This is a genomic window from Idiomarina tyrosinivorans, from assembly GCF_003987475.1.
GTDB lineage: Bacteria > Pseudomonadota > Gammaproteobacteria > Enterobacterales > Alteromonadaceae > Idiomarina > Idiomarina tyrosinivorans.
Window position 1 is genome coordinate 389,160 of sequence record NZ_PIQH01000001.1, and the last position, 14,433, is coordinate 403,592.

The following is a 14,433-nucleotide window of genomic DNA, read 5'->3' on the forward strand; positions in this document are numbered from 1 at the left end:
TAAACGTTCTACGCAGTTTGTGCATTTTCTACGTTTTTTTCCACACGGAAAAAGATCAATAATGGAATAGACAACAATGCCATCCAAGCCATGATTTGAAAATCATTTAGGTAGCCAATCGCCGCGGCTTGTCTGGATAACTCAGCGTTCAATTGCGCAATTGCCACAGCAGGCCCTTCGGTAAGAGCCACGTCGGTAATCTGCTGTTTAACCGGAATACGAAATAGCGTTAACGACTCACCGAGGACTGCATGGTTGGTCTGCGCAAAGCGGGATGCCAGTGTTACCATAATAGAAATACCGATACTGCTACCAATATTCCGCATCAAACTGAACATCGCTGTTGCTTCCGTTCGCAACCGAGGCTCAAGGGTCGAAAATGTGACGGTACTCAACGGGACAAATACAAAACCTAAGCCTAACCCCTGAATAATACCGGTGCGCACAACATCAGACGGTGAAATATAAAGATTAAACTGCCCCATCTCGAACAACGATACGGCCGTTAATAATAACCCGAAACCGACCAAATAACGTACATCCACACGGTTAATCAAACGCCCCACAATCAACATTGAACACATACTGCCAATACCGCGAGGCGCCAAAATTTCCCCTGTCGTAATCACCGGAAAGCCCATCAGGTTTTGCAAGAACGGGGGTAATAGCGCCAATGTTGCCAGCAATATAACGCCAACAATAAAAATAAATACCAAGCCTATAACGAGATTTCGATCTTTAAACAGCTCCGGCTCAATGAACGGCTGTTTCGCGGTCATCATATGCACAACGAAAAGGTATATAAACAGCACCGCAACAATACACTCGAGAATTATCTCCCCCGAGGCAAACCAGTCTTCGCCCTGCCCGCGATCAAGCATTAACTGCAATGCGCCAATGGCTAAGCCAATGAGGGAAAACCCAAACAAATCAAAACGCCGCTTCTCCAGCTTGGTCTCTTCCACAAACGCTAGGATGCCGCCCAGCGCTAACAACCCGACCGGAACATTAATCAAAAACACCCAGCGCCAGTTGTAATATTCGGTAAGGTAGCCACCCATGGTCGGCCCCAAAATTGGCCCTACCATCACGCCTACGCCCCAAATAGCCATCGCTGAGCCATGTTTTTCTTTTGGGTAGGTATCCAGCAACACGGCTTGCGATAACGGCACTAAGCCTGCGCCAAAGACCCCTTGCAGTAAGCGGAAGAACACCAACTGTTCAAGGCTGACAGCAACCCCGCAGAGCACAGAAGATAGGGTAAAACCGATCACGGAGATAACGAACAGTCGTTTGCGGCCAATGATTGCTGATAAATAGCCGGTCATGGGCGTCATTACCGCTGCGGCAACAATATAAGAGGTTAATACCCAGGCAATCTGTTCAGAGGTGGCAGACATGCTGCCTTGCATGTTTGGCAAGGCAACATTCGCAATCGTGGTATCCACCGCTTGCATAATGGTTGCAAGCATTATGGATATGGTAATTAGGCCCCGTTTCGACGAATCCTGTACCGCACTCATGGATGCATTAACGCCCGTTGTTGTGGGTTAGCCAGTTTGTGCATGTGCACAGGCTCATCATCTACAGAGGCTTGCAGCAAATCGACAAGGGGCGCGAGGAAATCTGGGCCACGTTGATGCCAACCAGTATCGATTGACACTTCAACACTCATCCCTGCTCGCAGCGTAAGCTGCTCGTCATTATTTTCAATAGCAATGCGCACCGGTACCCGCTGTACCACTTTCACCCAGTTCCCCGTCGCGTTTTGCGCGGGTAACACCGAGTATTCAGAACCAGTCGCCGCCGCAATGCTTTTCACGTAACCTCTAAACACATGCTCCGGGTAAGCATCAACGTGTAATTCAACAGTCTGCCCCTCGCGCACATGGGTAAGTTGTGTTTCTTTTAGGTTAGCATCGACCCACGCGTTCTGCTGCTTTACCAACATCATTGCCGGATTACGCGGATCAATATACTGACCTTGGCTGGGCGTTTTACTGGCGATGCCGTCAAACGGTGCAACCACTTCGGTCTCGCGTAAATTGCGTTGCGCTTGAGCTAAAGCCGCTTGCGCTTTTTGATAAAGTGGATGTTCAGCCACGGCGATATCGGGATCACCAGCCAGGCTTGCTTTGATACGTGCTAATCCAGATTTAACGGAATCCACCTTTTCTTTCGCGACAGTCAGGTTGTGCTGATATTTGTCTAAAATAGATTCCGATACCGCTTGCGTTTTCGCCAACTTCAATTGCCGCTTGTATTCACGTTGTGCGTAGGCAACATCCTCTTTGGCAATGCTTAACTGCTGTTGCTGTTCTTGATAACTGGCTTTCAGCGTCGCAATATCTGTTTCCACTTGGTGTAACGCCGATTTGGCCTTATCCACCGCAATCTGAAACGGTTCCTGCTCAATCAGTAGCAATAGCTGCCCTTGTTTAACAGGCTCGTTTTCCGCCACTACAATTTTTGCTACATTGCCGGAAATATCCGGAATGATTGCCACTTTATCGTTGTGAATATAGGCGTTCTCAGTGTCGACAAAGCGGCCACTGGTGACATAGAAAAATCCAGACACCAAAAGCACAACTACGGGTACCAAGACCAATAGCAATAAACGCATCGACACCTTACCTGACATGCGATTAACACGGCGCATATTCGCCGCTAACTGAGAGTTCATCATCTGTTGACCTTTACCTAATCAGCTAAGTTTTGCTTAATGGTTTTCAATGCTTGCAGAATGGTTTGACGGCTACCGTCATCAACGCCCGCTAACGCAATGTTTCGGGTTTGTTCACCGAGCGCTCTAAGTTTTTCCAATACCGGTTCCACTTGGTCGGTTAAATGCAACCGCCATGCTCGCCGATCACACGGATCCGCACGACGCTCCACCCAGCCGCCTTGTTGCAAGCGGTCGATGTGGCGCGCCAAGGTAATTGGCTTAATTTCAAGTAACTCAGCGAGTTCCGACTGTTTAACTCCTTGGCAACGGTTTAAACGCGAGAGAATAGACCACTGCGCTCGCGTTAACCCTAAGGTTTGCGCGCGCTGGTCAAAGTCTCTTTTGATAAGTCGTGCAACATCGCTGAGCATAAACATCAATTCTCGGTCGGGAGAAAACTCGTTCATACCTGCTCATACACTGATGTAGAAAGTAAGCACATTATAAGCTAGCTTATTATTTTGTTCAAGCGTCATTTTTTAGTGTTATTATTTTTTCCAAACTCACACCCAAGTTTCTACGATGTTCAAAACCTTCATTTACACTGCACTTGCATTACTTGCTTTTGCGGGAAATTCAGTGCTCTGCCGCTGGGCGCTTGAGGGGCAGAATATTGATGCCTTTTCTTTTACCGCCATTCGTTTGGGCAGCGGTGCAGCCATGCTCATGGCGCTGGTGAGCCTACACAGCCGCATAACATTACAGCGTTTGATAGGATTAGGCAGTTGGCGCTCAGCGTTAGCATTATTTTGCTACGCCGCGTGTTTTTCATACGCCTACCTAGTGTTAAACACTGGTGTTGGTGCACTCATTTTGTTTGCTGCAGTGCAACTTTCAATGCTCTTTATCGCTCGCTTGCAAGGACGCCGTCAGTCATTGCTGGAGTGTGTTGGCGTGTTGATTGCGTTTATCGGGCTTAGTATTTTGTTGTGGCCGAAACTGAAACAGCCTGAGTCTTTGTTAGCCTGCCTCATGATGGCCATCGCCGGGAGTAGTTGGGGAATCTATACCGTTCGCGGGAAAGGCAGTAATACACCACTGCTCGACAGTTGTGGTAATTTTTTGCGCACCACCCCTCTTTGGCTTCTCCTGCTTCTGTTAGCGTTACCGCAGCTATCAGCATCTAGCCTAGGCATTGTATTAGCCATTATTTCAGGCGCCATTACCTCCGCGATTGGCTACGCTATTTGGTATGCGGTATTACCTGCGCTTACAGTGTCCAGTGCCGCAGTAATACAGCTTGCGGTACCAGTCATCGCCGCCGCGGCGGGGGTCGTTATGCTCGCCGAACCACTCACCCTCACGCTGGTGATAGCCGCGGTGTTGGTGTTAGGAGGTATTTACTGGACCCTGCGCGCGGCCAAACGCCGCGGCAAAGCTACCTAAAAAATATTATTACTGAAGGTATCGTTGAGTATGGCTTGCTCAATAATATTACGTTGGTCTTCGTGCGTCGGCACTCGAACCACCAAATGAATTTCGCCAGCGACAGGGACTTGAATACTCACCCTAGGCTCCACTGATGGCGATTCTAGTCCGGTGCGGTAACTTAGCTTGTCGAAATGCTTACGAACGAGAGGCAGGTAGTCCTCGCATTGTTTTTGTGCAGCGCTGAGCAGCGCTTGCTGCGCGAGCTTCCAATTTTCTTCGCGTTTAAACGGTACGGTAAATGCGTGCAATACAAAATTACGACTGTAACTTTCATTCACCACAGGCTCAGAGACAAATATTGAGTTTGGTACCACCACCATGCGCCCACTGCGTTGATTGATGGTTTTGCCCGGTCCGACTTCCAATAACGTAGTGGTTAACAGGTTCTGATCAATAACATCGCCACGAAAGTCTTTGACTTGAATACGGTCGCCCAAATTGAAGCTTCTTGCGCCACTTTTTATCAAGGATCCACTAATACAAATAATCAGTTCTTTGGTCGCAATCACTAACGCTACGGCAATGGCAACAAGCGACAGCGCAAAGGTTCGCAACTCATTGCCCCAAATCATCACCAGCCCAAATAACAGCACTAGCACTAACGCATTACGTAACTGAATTAACCAACGCCGGCGCAAATCGGCAGATTGAATGCTATTGCGAATATAGCGCCGCAACAAACTGCGAACGATTAAAATAGCAATAAACAGCACCAGCGTGCTGCCGAGCAAATGCAGAAACGAGTCTGATGCTTTTAATTCATCGACTATTTGATTTAGCATTTCTTGAATATTCATAGGAATAGTTGATCTTTTGGTCTAAAAAGCGCCGTAATGGCAAGGTAGCATGGGTTATAGTAAAAGCAACCAGATGATTTAATCCAGTGCTTTTTAAGTTGTTGTTTGAGAAGTGAAAATATCTTGTAAATACGCTAATTTTTTTGCCATTTTCTACTATAGTGATAAACGTTAACGGAATGATATTTTGCATCCCACATTTATCGCACATAGCGATACAGGAGGTTAGTTATGAAACAACATAAATGGATGATTTCATCAACAGCAATGGCATTGTCATTGCTGATCTTAGGTGGTTGTAGCGAGGCTTCGCGCGATACCGCACAAGACAAGACCGAGCAAGCTATGGAGTCAGCAAAAGAAACGGCAAGTGATATCGCTGATGCAACGCAAGAAAAAATGCAACAAGCTGGCGAGTATGTAGATGACGCGGTATTGACCACTCGGGTAAAAGCAGCCCTCATCGAAGATGACAATTTGAGTGACTCCAACATCAATGTTGAGACTGTTAATGGTACTGTGATGTTAACGGGTACCGTTAAACAAGAAGCAGACATCGATACGGCAGAAAACTTGGCAAGCAATGTCGAGGGCGTTAAAGACGTTGAGACGGATATCCAAGTTGAAGGCGAATAAGCCCTATTTACCACTCAATTAACGACGCTATGCCCCGCTCCATGCGGGGCTTTTTTTATGCCTATAGCGCCAGCGTTATGTTGCCATCGCAGGTAAATTGGTTCTATTGTTTGTTATAGCAAATTTCTATACGCTAAAACTTTCAGGATTGAGTTGAACCCTAGCCGATGAATCAAGTTGCCTTTGAATATTTAGGTGAATACCTAGATCTACTTCTCGATGTTATCTGTGTTGTTGATCCGGCGCATAAAATTACTTACATCAGCCCTGGGGCTGAGCGAGTATTTGGTTATACGCCAGCAGAAATGATCGGCCACAACATGTTTGAGTTCGTGCACCCAGATGACCGAGAAAATACTCAGCAAACGGCAGCAATCGTTAACGCCGGTGGTGACATCATCGAATTCGAAAATCGCTATCGGCATAAAGACGGCCATACCGTGAACCTGCATTGGTCGGCGCGCTGGTCGGAACGTGACCAAATGCGTATCGGCGTTGCTCGAGATATTACGCTGCAAAAACGTTACTTTGCAGAGCGCGAAGAACTGATTGCCAAACTCGAAAATATGGCACTTCACGATCCGCTCACGCGACTCCCCAACCGTGCCCTACTCTATGATCGTATTGCCACAACTCAAGCGCGCGTCAGCCGCGATGGTAATAGCATGGGGGTATTATACCTCGACCTCGATAACTTCAAGATTATCAATGATGAACGCGGCCACGCGCAGGGCGACTTGCTGTTACAAGCTGTGGCAAAGGCAATGGAGCAAGCGGTGCGGGCCACCGATACCGTGGCACGTTTAGGGGGCGATGAGTTTGTCGTACTGCTTGATGGAATAACCGCTATTGAACAACTCGAAGAGGTTGCCAAAAAGTTACAAAATGCGCTAAATGCAATGGCCATGGAGCCGATGGCGGCAAGTATCGGGGGATTGCTCATTAGTGACCACCAGTTAACCATTGATCAAATGTTGCATTTGGCAGACCAAGCAATGTATCAAGCGAAACGCAAAGGTGGTGGTCAACTGGTCATTGGTTCCGCCACCCAATGCTAACTGGCAAGTGATTATTCAGACCAAACCGCATATTCATTACCCGAAGGGCAGGTAAAGTGGAAACGGCGCCCACCGGGGAAAGAAAATATCGGTTTAACAATAACGCCGCCAGCGTTTTCTACATTCTCTAATGCCTGCTCTAGCGCCTTACTGTAGATCACAATCAACGCGCTACCGGAAGCGCTATTGGCTTGCTGTTCGGAACGGAAGAAACCTCCGTCTAGTCCAGCCCCTTGAATAGCTGCATAGTCCGGGCCGTAATCAACAAATAGCCAATCAAATGCTTGCTCAAAAAACGCTTTGGTTTTCTCTAACTCACGTGCTGGCCACTCGACGTAGTTTATTTTGCCGTTGTTATCCACTACCACGCTCCTCTTGCACGCTTGGCGTTAATTCTCGATTGGAATGATTTTTAGCTCAACCCGACGGTTCTGTTGCCGACCAGATGCCGTTTCGTTTGAGGCAATAGGCATACTCTCGCCGTAACCCACTGCACGCAAACGGCGGCTGTCCACACCCTGCCCAGCTAAAAAGTTCATTACCGCTTGCGCGCGGTTTTCTGATAATTGCTGATTATACGCCGCTTTACCAGTGTTATCGGTATGCCCTTCAACTAGCAACGTGGTTTTTTCATAACGGTTAAGCACCCGCGCCACATCCTGTAAGACCGGCATAAAATCTTGGGCAACATAGGCACTGCCGCTGGCAAAGGTGATATTCCCTGGCATTTGTAAGCGAAGAGTGTCGCCCTCACGCACAACTTTTACGCCACTGTTTGAGAGCTCATCGCGAAATTCTTGCTCTTGCTTGTCCATGTAATTACCAATCGCGCTGCCCGCTAAGGCTCCGACAATTGCGCCCCAGACATAGCGGCTGTTGTCATGATCTCCGGTTGATTTTGCCAAAACAGCTCCGGAAGCAGCACCGATGGCGGCACCTTTCTGGGTGTTATTCATATTGGCACAACCACTCAAGATTAAGCTGCCTGCGACACCGACGACTAATAAATACTTCATTTTGCTCTCCTTGATGACTGATAGCGATTGTTGCTGAATTAGAGTCTAGAAGCTGGGTATTGATTCCAATGATTTACCTTTCTTTACATAAGTCTAAATACGAGGTTGACAAATTTAGATATTTAGACAATCATCTAAATATCTAATTAAAGGAACCGCTATATGCAGCAACAATCGGTTTTTAAAGCGTTAGCAGACCCTACCCGTCGCCAGCTACTCCAACGCTTGCGCAAAGGGTCATTGTCAGCAGGTGAGCTTGCCGAGACAGTCGATGTGACCAGTGCTTCGGTATCGCATCACTTAAGCATTTTGCAACAAGCAGATTTAGTTCGGGTAAAACGCGACGGACAACGGCGCATTTATTCAGTCAATACCACTGTATTCGAAGATGTCGCGGCTATGATGTACGACCTTTTCGGTAATAACGAAAAACTTTGAGGAATGATCATGCCTAATAAACATCGTATTTTTGGCTTAGCCTTAGTCGCCTTGGCATTATTACTGGGTATTATTGTGTACCAACAACTGCCCCAACAAATGCCGACTCATTGGAATATCGACGGCCAAATTGACGGACGAATGGCAAAACCTCTCGGCGCTTTTTTGCTGCCGCTATGCGCGCTATTAACCCTAATCATTTTCGAACTCATTGTACGATTCTCTCCTAAGGGCTACCGAGTTGATGCCTTTACCCATGTGGTGGGAATTATTCAAAACGTTACCATTGCCTTTTTATTGGTGATTTATCTTACCCAAATCCTGATTGCGTTAGGCTATAACATCTCTATGGAGCGTGTTGTGTTGCTGGGGGTTGCCGGATTGTTTCTATTGCTCGGCAATTACATGGGGAAACTGCGAATGAATTTCTTTATTGGTATCCGCACGCCGTGGACACTTGCCAATGAGGAAGTTTGGAATAGAACGCATAGAATCGGCGGTTGGAGTTTTGTGGCTGGCGGCATCGCCATATTAATTGCCGCGCTAGTTTCTGCACCTATCGCTTGGCTGGTAGCTATTATTATTGCGACCAGCTTAGTGCCAGTCGCCTATTCATTTTGGCTCTATAAGCGCTTACAAGGGTTTAACTAATAACCCACACCCAACGGGTCTAATCACCTGTTGGGTGCAATTTAAAACTTTGTATCGAATCTAGCTTCTGAGCAGCTTTCGCAAGGTGCGAAAATGCACCCGGCGACAGAGTTTGAATCATCATTCGATAGTCGAAAAATTCGCCGTTATCTGACATCCGATAACCGATTCGATTGACCAGGCAGTGGTTGTCCCGCATAAACGCTAACAGCGCTTCTTCAGTCATTAACTGTTCGCGATTAAAACGCAGAGTAAAGTATGCGTGTAAACGTGCTGGCAGGCGCGCCTCAACCCAGCGAAATACCGATAAGGTGCCTATCGTTAACACCGTCGTCGCGGCGGCGACCCAATACAACCCTACCCCAACTAATATGCCAATCGCGGCAGTCACCCAAATTGATGCGGCAGTGGTTAATCCTCTAACCGATAAACCCTCGTTAAAAATCACCCCAGCACCTAAAAAACCGATCCCCGTCATGATGCCTTGTGCCATTCGGGTTGGATCGGTGCGAACCACCTCTGCGCCAGCATAGGGCAACCACTGACTCATATCCATGGTCAGGGTCATTAAGCAACTTGATGCCAAACACACCAACGCATGGGTTCGAAAACCTGCGGGGCGTCCTTTATAGCCGCGCTCCATGCCGATTAAACCACCAGCGATCAGCGCAGCAACGAGGTGCAAAGTAATAGCGATATATGCTTGGTCAGCCATGACACGACATCCTTTTATGGCACGCTTTTTTTGCGAGTCTTTATCAGTATAGTCCGCAAACTTGTAATCCCCGAGTTTACGGTTATTATCTTTTTAACATTTTATTAAAAATAATAAACGTTAATTACAGATACCTAGAAACCATCCCATGAAAAAACGCTATCTGCCGTTCATGTTAATTGCCGCATTGCTAACCGGTTGTGCAACGGTTAACCCTCCTAGCCCGATGCTTGAAACCGACGTCTACAAAAAACTGATTGGGGTGAAAGCCGAGAAGCCGAAAGAGAAAATTTATCGCCAATATGTCAGTGGAAGAAGTTATAGCCACCACGAAACGGTAGTGAATAGCTAGCCAACAACGGCGCTTATTTGCTACCGTTTTATTTTGCCTGACGATGGTGCTTACCATGCCCGAACTTCCCTTCTCGCAAGCCTGCGAAAACAACAAAGATACAATTTTAGCCGTGTTAAAACGCGCTTTTGGTGACAGCCAGAACGTAGTAGAAATCGGTAGTGGCACCGGCCAGCATGCGGTCTACTTTGCCAAGCAGTTACCTCATTGTCATTGGCAACCAACAGATCAAGCCCATTACTTACCGGATCTCAATCTTCGCCTGCAGCAACAAGGACCTGACAACCTATTACCAGCGCAGGTCTTTGATGTGTTTGCCGCGCCGCCCGTAGGCCAGTTTGATGCGCTATTCACTGCCAATACCTGTCATATCATGCCAAAAGCCGGCGTAGAGAAGCTTTTTCAGCATCTGAATCATGGCCTAGCGAGCGTAAAAACGTTATGTATTTACGGGCCGTTCAACGATAACGGCGTGTTTACTAGCGCCAGTAATCAAGCTTTTGACCAACACTTAAAAGCCCGTGATCCACAAATGGGATTACGTGATAAGCAGTGGTTGGAGCAATTAGGGAATGACGTGGGTTTTAGCTTGGCAGGGATGCATCTAATGCCCGCCAATAATATGCTACTAGTGATGCAACGGCGATAGGCAAAAAAGAACAACAAAAAAGGAGCGCCGAGCGCTCCTTTTTTAGCTTATTTGGTACTTATAGCATCGCATATAGATTATGCAGCGATGATATTTTCCGCCTGTGGACCTTTAGGACCCTGCGTAATGGTAAAGGTCACTTTTTGACCTTCAGCTAGCGTTTTAAAGCCTGTTGAAGCAATAGCACTGAAGTGAGCAAATACGTCTGCACCACCTTGCTGCTCGATAAAGCCAAAACCTTTTGCTTCGTTAAACCATTTAACAACGCCATTTACTGTATTAGACATAATAATATCCTGAAATTTTTAAAGTTTAATTCCCGCCATAACGAATGAGTTACGCACGGCATAGTGCGGGTAAAGATTAAGAGGTAAAACTACAGGACGAAGATTGACTACAAGTAATGCAACGTAGAGGAGGTTTAACTTTCTGATTCTTATCCAACGCCGCCAAGACTACGCGCTTTTGGCGTTAAGTCAATCGTTATTTAGCCATTAATGTTAATGCTCGTTGCTTTCTGGGGTTGGTAGCCAGTGCGGTTGTGTTTTTCGTAATTTTTTGTTGACGAGATAGCTTAAAAAGACCAGAACAACCGAAATTATCACACCATAAATCGGGACAATAATGAACGCCTTTAGAATCGATTCATCCGAACTTATCGCGTACAAACCAAGCAAAAGTGACAAGATAATTGCAAAGCTTAATGTCCCCAACCCAACCAAAATTCGCTTTTCTTTGCCAACAATTAATCGTCGATTTTTCTTCGCATAACTGTGAAAGGACCACATAGCTGTGGGGATAAAGCAATAAAGCGGAAAATTCCAATCGCCGAAAGATTTACTAATAAGAGTAATCGCCATTAACCAAGCGGAAATCAGTGCGAAATAACTCCAAGTTAGGCGAAGGAAAAAGCCAAAGTAGCCCATAAATACCTATAAATTCATTATGTCTTCTACTATCATTGCACGAAAGCCACTATTTGTTAACAAATTATCATGCCAAAAATATTATTATTAACGTTTATTCTTTTTCTAATAAACTGGCCCGCAGCCGCAACAGCTGACAGTACCCAAAAAGTTTTGGCGCTATCGACCGCCGATTACACGAGCCTCAGACGACACTGTGATTTGTTAGCCCCGTATCAAACGTACAGTAATAAATTTACCGGTGACGAACTATATGTCGTTGGCAAGCTCGAGCTTGCCTGCGCGATGAATACGGAAATGTCTTACCAGCGCCAATACGAAAAAATAACGGCATCCATCAACCAGCAAGCGAATATGTTACGACAGTTAATTGCCGGGACGTTGCCGCAAACACTTGTCGACAACCGCTGGATTAGCGATTTCAATAAAGCTGATACGCCAGAAGCCCAGGCCTTGTTTCTTAGGGTCTATGCCGATCAATACCATTATCAAGCGCCACCGAATAGTTCTGAACAGTTATCCGATATTGGCTGGACCATGTTTTGGAAAGTCAAACGGCAGATTAGTAGTGAAAATGTCGAATGGCTAAAGCAGCAACTCACCCAAATTCCATGGTTTACGATCTCGAAATATGGCGAGGATGCGTCTTTAGCCGCTTGGCTGATTGCACAGCACGCCGACGACGACCAGGCCTGGCAACGTAAGATGCTGGAGATGTTAGACAAGCAGCGTGAAAACGGAGAATTTCAGCCACAATACTACGCGTTGATGAAAGATCGAGTGCTCGTTAATTCAGGTAAAAAGCAAGTGTTTGGTTCGCAAGGACGCTGCACCAGTTCCGGACGCTGGGAGCCTTTTCCAGTCGAAGAACCCGCTAATGTTGACCAACGTCGCGCGGAAATGCATTTAGAGCCACTCGCTAACTATAGAAAACGCTTTCGTTGCCACTAGCGGCTGTTAAAAACTCGAGCCTGGCTGTTTAAGGAACGCTAGCTCCTCTGGCGTTGAACTGCGCCCTAAAATGGCGTTGCGGTGCGGATAGCGTCCAAACTCGTCAATAATGGCTTTGTGCTTGAGTTCGAATTTATAGTTATATTCCAACCCTGGCTGGTCGAATAAATTAACTGCTTGTTGATGTATCAGTGCCGATTCACTGTGCATATATGGCATATACAGAAAGGCTTTTTGGTCATTAGCTAACGCCGTATCAGCCGCCGCTGCTACAGCCTCTTGCGCCAGTACTAAAGCCATCGGGTCTTGACGGAACGCCGCCGCGGTATCACGATAAATATTCCGCGAAAACTGGTCGAGCACAATAATTTCCGCCAACCGTCCCAGTGGCGTTATTCGCCACTGCCAACACTCTCCGTTAGCTGCTGCTGACAGTGTGTTGCCGAAGCGCTCGCTGATGCTGTTATCGAGATCCTCACTTTTACTGAACCATTGCTTTGGTGTTAACTCAGTAAACCAAAAGTCGATAACCGCTTGCGCTTGCACAAGCTTATTTGCAGCAGTCACGTTTGCTTCTTGACGCCACCGCAACGGCTAAAGCAATACCGATGACAAGCCCCGCTCCGGGGTTGCCAGAGGCCGAACCTACCGCTAACCCAACACCCACACCGAGCGCGATTGCTGCGCCGATATTGCGCTTAGGTTTAGTGTTTTTCTGTGGTTGATCTGTGTCCATTGTATGACCCTGTTATGTGGTTTTAACTATCGATACTAAGCCAATTTAGGTTGGAGCGAAAGCCTTACACCAACAACCGATAGAAATTACTCAACCGCCAACTTTTTACGCTAATATGGCTATAAAAGACCCTATAAAACAATAACAAAGGACTGCGTTATGATGTTTCTACTAATTATCTGGATTATTTGCGGCTTAATAGCCTCTAGCGTGGCATCATCTAAGGGGCATAATCCAGGTGTTTGGTTCTTAATCGGCGCCATTTTCGGCATATTTGGGCTCGTTGCGGTGATGTTGCTGGATAACCGCAAGGATCAACAGAATGTCGAAGCGCACGATGCCAATCAACAAACCGACGTAAACGACACTCGGGAATGCCCTTACTGTGCGGAACGGATTAAGAAAAAAGCCAAGATCTGCCGTTATTGTGGCTCAGTCGTCGAACCCTTGGTTACCGATGATACGCCGCAGCGCCTAAGCCCGGCCGAACTGACTCGCGAACGCATTCTTCGCAAAGCGGAGCAATTAGGAGTAGCTGCAGAACCGTTGCAACCCGATGACGCCGTGCGCTTCACCCACAAAGGCCAAACCCACGATTTCTTCATCCTCAAACGCGCCAACGAGTTCCTCGATAGCCTGGAAGACGAGTAGCCTGCCGCTGTTGCGGCAGGTTATCGCTAAGGCTAAGACCTGTTGCAGTAGCAACAGGCTACCAACAGACATAAAAAAGCCGCTCGAGTGAGCGGCTTTTTTGTGGAATGTGGTGGAGCTGGGGGGAGTTTAAATTGTTACGCAAACTATTGTTTGATAGTTATTTTAAAAAGCCACCAAGAAGAAAGGAATGCATCTCGGTAGACATCAATGAAAACTGAACTGCAACATAGTACTAAAACGATAAACCATGAGAATCTGCTTTGTGCCAACAGAGAATGTTGACGCTCCAATAAACCACCGAAAGGAGCGCGGCGGATAACCAGTCCGAAAACATACTATTGTTAAACGATCTTTCCGTGGCACTCTTTAAACCTTCTACCGCTACCACAGTGACAAGGGGCGTTTCTCGGTAAATTTTCAGATGGAGTCAAATCAATTTCATCTAACATGGAAATTAGTTCTTCAGCAGAAACTGCCTCACCGATCATAACTTGAGTTAAGCTCCGCATATGCAGCAGCAGCTCTGCTACTATTTGTGATTCGACGAAGCTTTTTGTTTCACCGTTGCTGCTGTAATCCCCCCATTTTAAGCAGCAGCTATTCGTAGAATTAATGAACCGCTTGCGTTAATTGTTTGGGCGGAATGCCTCCGATGGCCGTGTTAGGCCGTTCGTTGTTATAAAGCCAAAGCCACTGAG

Annotated in this window: 21 protein-coding genes; 9 read left to right on the forward strand and 12 right to left on the reverse strand. The window is 46.8% G+C overall.

Going from position 1 to position 14,433, the window contains the following annotated elements:
* Positions 1-8: 8 nt before the first annotated feature.
* Genes CWI84_RS01865 through CWI84_RS01875 form a run of 3 tightly spaced genes read right to left on the reverse strand, consistent with a single transcriptional unit; the run spans position 9 to position 3,132 of the window.
* A complete protein-coding gene (locus tag CWI84_RS01865; protein WP_126840870.1) occupies positions 9-1,523 on the reverse strand; it encodes a DHA2 family efflux MFS transporter permease subunit in 1,515 nt (504 codons plus the stop codon).
* On the reverse strand, positions 1,520-2,686 hold the full coding sequence (locus CWI84_RS01870; RefSeq protein WP_126840871.1) for an HlyD family secretion protein: 1,167 nt from the start codon (positions 2,684-2,686) through the stop codon (positions 1,520-1,522). The genes CWI84_RS01865 and CWI84_RS01870 overlap by 4 nt, the downstream gene beginning before the upstream one ends.
* A gap of 14 nt (positions 2,687-2,700) precedes the next feature.
* A complete protein-coding gene (locus CWI84_RS01875) occupies positions 2,701-3,132 on the reverse strand; it encodes a MarR family winged helix-turn-helix transcriptional regulator (protein WP_126840872.1) in 432 nt (143 codons plus the stop codon).
* A 115-nt stretch (positions 3,133-3,247) separates the two neighbouring features.
* Here CWI84_RS01875 and CWI84_RS01880 point away from each other — a divergent pair, with 115 nt between their 5' ends.
* Entirely contained in the window at positions 3,248-4,111 is an 864-nt protein-coding gene (locus tag CWI84_RS01880; protein ID WP_126840873.1) for a DMT family transporter, read from the forward strand.
* Here the strand turns inward: CWI84_RS01880 and CWI84_RS01885 are convergent.
* Positions 4,108-4,953 (reverse strand): mechanosensitive ion channel domain-containing protein, encoded by an 846-nt coding sequence (locus tag CWI84_RS01885; RefSeq protein WP_241968701.1) that lies wholly within the window; start codon positions 4,951-4,953, stop codon positions 4,108-4,110. The genes CWI84_RS01880 and CWI84_RS01885 overlap by 4 nt on opposite strands.
* Positions 4,954-5,184: 231 nt before the next feature.
* Between CWI84_RS01885 and CWI84_RS01890 the strand changes: the two genes are divergently transcribed.
* Both CWI84_RS01890 and CWI84_RS01895 read left to right on the forward strand, forming a co-directional pair.
* Entirely contained in the window at positions 5,185-5,589 is a 405-nt protein-coding gene (locus tag CWI84_RS01890) for a BON domain-containing protein (RefSeq protein ID WP_126840874.1), read from the forward strand.
* A gap of 167 nt (positions 5,590-5,756) precedes the next feature.
* Positions 5,757-6,647, forward strand: a complete 891-nt coding sequence (locus tag CWI84_RS01895) for a sensor domain-containing protein (RefSeq protein ID WP_126840875.1) — start codon at positions 5,757-5,759, stop codon at positions 6,645-6,647.
* A gap of 11 nt (positions 6,648-6,658) precedes the next feature.
* Here the strand turns inward: CWI84_RS01895 and CWI84_RS01900 are convergent, their stop codons facing one another.
* Both CWI84_RS01900 and CWI84_RS01905 read right to left on the reverse strand, forming a co-directional pair.
* Complete coding sequence (locus CWI84_RS01900) at positions 6,659-7,009, reverse strand: VOC family protein (protein WP_126840876.1); 351 nt, start codon at positions 7,007-7,009, stop codon at positions 6,659-6,661.
* A gap of 27 nt (positions 7,010-7,036) precedes the next feature.
* Positions 7,037-7,663, reverse strand: a complete 627-nt coding sequence (locus CWI84_RS01905) for a YiaD family glycine zipper/OmpA-like lipoprotein (RefSeq protein ID WP_126840877.1) — start codon at positions 7,661-7,663, stop codon at positions 7,037-7,039.
* A gap of 162 nt (positions 7,664-7,825) precedes the next feature.
* On the opposite strand from CWI84_RS01905, the gene CWI84_RS01910 reads away from it, so the two are divergent.
* The gene (locus CWI84_RS01910; protein ID WP_126840878.1) at positions 7,826-8,101 is read left to right on the forward strand and encodes an autorepressor SdpR family transcription factor; all 276 of its coding nucleotides are present in this window, start codon (positions 7,826-7,828) and stop codon (positions 8,099-8,101) included.
* Positions 8,102-8,110: 9 nt separating this feature from the next.
* The gene (locus tag CWI84_RS01915; protein WP_198674467.1) at positions 8,111-8,752 is read left to right on the forward strand and encodes an SdpI family protein; all 642 of its coding nucleotides are present in this window, start codon (positions 8,111-8,113) and stop codon (positions 8,750-8,752) included.
* Between the two features lie 19 nt (positions 8,753-8,771).
* Here the strand turns inward: CWI84_RS01915 and CWI84_RS01920 are convergent, their stop codons facing one another.
* A complete protein-coding gene (locus CWI84_RS01920; protein WP_126840880.1) occupies positions 8,772-9,467 on the reverse strand; it encodes an MgtC/SapB family protein in 696 nt (231 codons plus the stop codon).
* Positions 9,468-9,615: 148 nt separating this feature from the next.
* Between CWI84_RS01920 and CWI84_RS01925 the strand changes: the two genes are divergently transcribed.
* Both CWI84_RS01925 and CWI84_RS01930 read left to right on the forward strand, forming a co-directional pair.
* On the forward strand, positions 9,616-9,819 hold the full coding sequence (locus CWI84_RS01925) for a putative periplasmic lipoprotein (RefSeq protein WP_126840881.1): 204 nt from the start codon (positions 9,616-9,618) through the stop codon (positions 9,817-9,819).
* Positions 9,820-9,874: 55 nt separating this feature from the next.
* Positions 9,875-10,468 carry a DUF938 domain-containing protein gene (locus tag CWI84_RS01930; RefSeq protein ID WP_126840882.1) on the forward strand — a complete coding sequence of 198 codons (594 nt, stop codon included), beginning with the start codon at positions 9,875-9,877 and terminating at the stop codon, positions 10,466-10,468.
* Between the two features lie 77 nt (positions 10,469-10,545).
* On the opposite strand, the gene CWI84_RS01935 is transcribed toward CWI84_RS01930, so the two are convergent.
* A complete protein-coding gene (locus tag CWI84_RS01935; protein ID WP_126840883.1) occupies positions 10,546-10,755 on the reverse strand; it encodes a cold-shock protein in 210 nt (69 codons plus the stop codon).
* A gap of 213 nt (positions 10,756-10,968) precedes the next feature.
* Positions 10,969-11,394, reverse strand: a complete 426-nt coding sequence (locus CWI84_RS01940) for a hypothetical protein (RefSeq protein ID WP_126840884.1) — start codon at positions 11,392-11,394, stop codon at positions 10,969-10,971.
* Positions 11,395-11,679: 285 nt separating this feature from the next.
* On the opposite strand from CWI84_RS01940, the gene CWI84_RS01945 reads away from it, so the two are divergent.
* On the forward strand, positions 11,680-12,345 hold the full coding sequence (locus tag CWI84_RS01945; RefSeq protein WP_157980981.1) for a DUF6624 domain-containing protein: 666 nt from the start codon (positions 11,680-11,682) through the stop codon (positions 12,343-12,345).
* 6 nt (positions 12,346-12,351) lie between these two features.
* On the opposite strand, the gene CWI84_RS01950 is transcribed toward CWI84_RS01945, so the two are convergent.
* Both CWI84_RS01950 and CWI84_RS01955 read right to left on the reverse strand, forming a co-directional pair.
* Positions 12,352-12,912: a DUF924 family protein gene (locus CWI84_RS01950; RefSeq protein WP_241968702.1), complete on the reverse strand. Its 561-nt coding sequence runs from the start codon at positions 12,910-12,912 to the stop codon at positions 12,352-12,354.
* Entirely contained in the window at positions 12,896-13,081 is a 186-nt protein-coding gene (locus CWI84_RS01955) for a hypothetical protein (protein WP_126840886.1), read from the reverse strand. The genes CWI84_RS01950 and CWI84_RS01955 overlap by 17 nt, the downstream gene beginning before the upstream one ends.
* Positions 13,082-13,240: 159 nt before the next feature.
* Here CWI84_RS01955 and CWI84_RS01960 point away from each other — a divergent pair, with 159 nt between their 5' ends.
* Positions 13,241-13,732 (forward strand): hypothetical protein, encoded by a 492-nt coding sequence (locus CWI84_RS01960; protein WP_126840887.1) that lies wholly within the window; start codon positions 13,241-13,243, stop codon positions 13,730-13,732.
* Between the two features lie 344 nt (positions 13,733-14,076).
* On the opposite strand, the gene CWI84_RS11855 is transcribed toward CWI84_RS01960, so the two are convergent.
* Positions 14,077-14,244: an SEC-C metal-binding domain-containing protein gene (locus CWI84_RS11855; protein ID WP_420843701.1), complete on the reverse strand. Its 168-nt coding sequence runs from the start codon at positions 14,242-14,244 to the stop codon at positions 14,077-14,079.
* Between the last annotated feature and the right edge of the window lie 189 nt (positions 14,245-14,433).

Excerpts from the sequence above, each read along its gene's own strand:
- CWI84_RS01945 (WP_157980981.1), top strand. The coding sequence starts at position 11,680 with ATGAATACGGAAATGTCTTACCAGCGCCAATACGAAAAAATAACGGCA.
- CWI84_RS01905 (WP_126840877.1), bottom strand. The coding sequence starts at position 7,663 with ATGAAGTATTTATTAGTCGTCGGTGTCGCAGGCAGCTTAATCTTGAGT.
- CWI84_RS01865 (WP_126840870.1), bottom strand. The coding sequence starts at position 1,523 with ATGAGTGCGGTACAGGATTCGTCGAAACGGGGCCTAATTACCATATCC.
- CWI84_RS11855 (WP_420843701.1), bottom strand. The coding sequence starts at position 14,244 with ATGCGGAGCTTAACTCAAGTTATGATCGGTGAGGCAGTTTCTGCTGAA.
- CWI84_RS01880 (WP_126840873.1), top strand. The coding sequence starts at position 3,248 with ATGTTCAAAACCTTCATTTACACTGCACTTGCATTACTTGCTTTTGCG.
- CWI84_RS01920 (WP_126840880.1), bottom strand. The coding sequence starts at position 9,467 with ATGGCTGACCAAGCATATATCGCTATTACTTTGCACCTCGTTGCTGCG.
- CWI84_RS01895 (WP_126840875.1), top strand. The coding sequence starts at position 5,757 with ATGAATCAAGTTGCCTTTGAATATTTAGGTGAATACCTAGATCTACTT.
- CWI84_RS01935 (WP_126840883.1), bottom strand. The coding sequence starts at position 10,755 with ATGTCTAATACAGTAAATGGCGTTGTTAAATGGTTTAACGAAGCAAAA.
- CWI84_RS01890 (WP_126840874.1), top strand. The coding sequence starts at position 5,185 with ATGAAACAACATAAATGGATGATTTCATCAACAGCAATGGCATTGTCA.
- CWI84_RS01960 (WP_126840887.1), top strand. The coding sequence starts at position 13,241 with ATGATGTTTCTACTAATTATCTGGATTATTTGCGGCTTAATAGCCTCT.
- CWI84_RS01940 (WP_126840884.1), bottom strand. The coding sequence starts at position 11,394 with ATGGGCTACTTTGGCTTTTTCCTTCGCCTAACTTGGAGTTATTTCGCA.
- CWI84_RS01885 (WP_241968701.1), bottom strand. The coding sequence starts at position 4,953 with ATGAATATTCAAGAAATGCTAAATCAAATAGTCGATGAATTAAAAGCA.
- CWI84_RS01910 (WP_126840878.1), top strand. The coding sequence starts at position 7,826 with ATGCAGCAACAATCGGTTTTTAAAGCGTTAGCAGACCCTACCCGTCGC.
- CWI84_RS01925 (WP_126840881.1), top strand. The coding sequence starts at position 9,616 with ATGAAAAAACGCTATCTGCCGTTCATGTTAATTGCCGCATTGCTAACC.
- CWI84_RS01870 (WP_126840871.1), bottom strand. The coding sequence starts at position 2,686 with ATGATGAACTCTCAGTTAGCGGCGAATATGCGCCGTGTTAATCGCATG.
- CWI84_RS01930 (WP_126840882.1), top strand. The coding sequence starts at position 9,875 with ATGCCCGAACTTCCCTTCTCGCAAGCCTGCGAAAACAACAAAGATACA.
- CWI84_RS01875 (WP_126840872.1), bottom strand. The coding sequence starts at position 3,132 with ATGAACGAGTTTTCTCCCGACCGAGAATTGATGTTTATGCTCAGCGAT.
- CWI84_RS01955 (WP_126840886.1), bottom strand. The coding sequence starts at position 13,081 with ATGGACACAGATCAACCACAGAAAAACACTAAACCTAAGCGCAATATC.
- CWI84_RS01915 (WP_198674467.1), top strand. The coding sequence starts at position 8,111 with ATGCCTAATAAACATCGTATTTTTGGCTTAGCCTTAGTCGCCTTGGCA.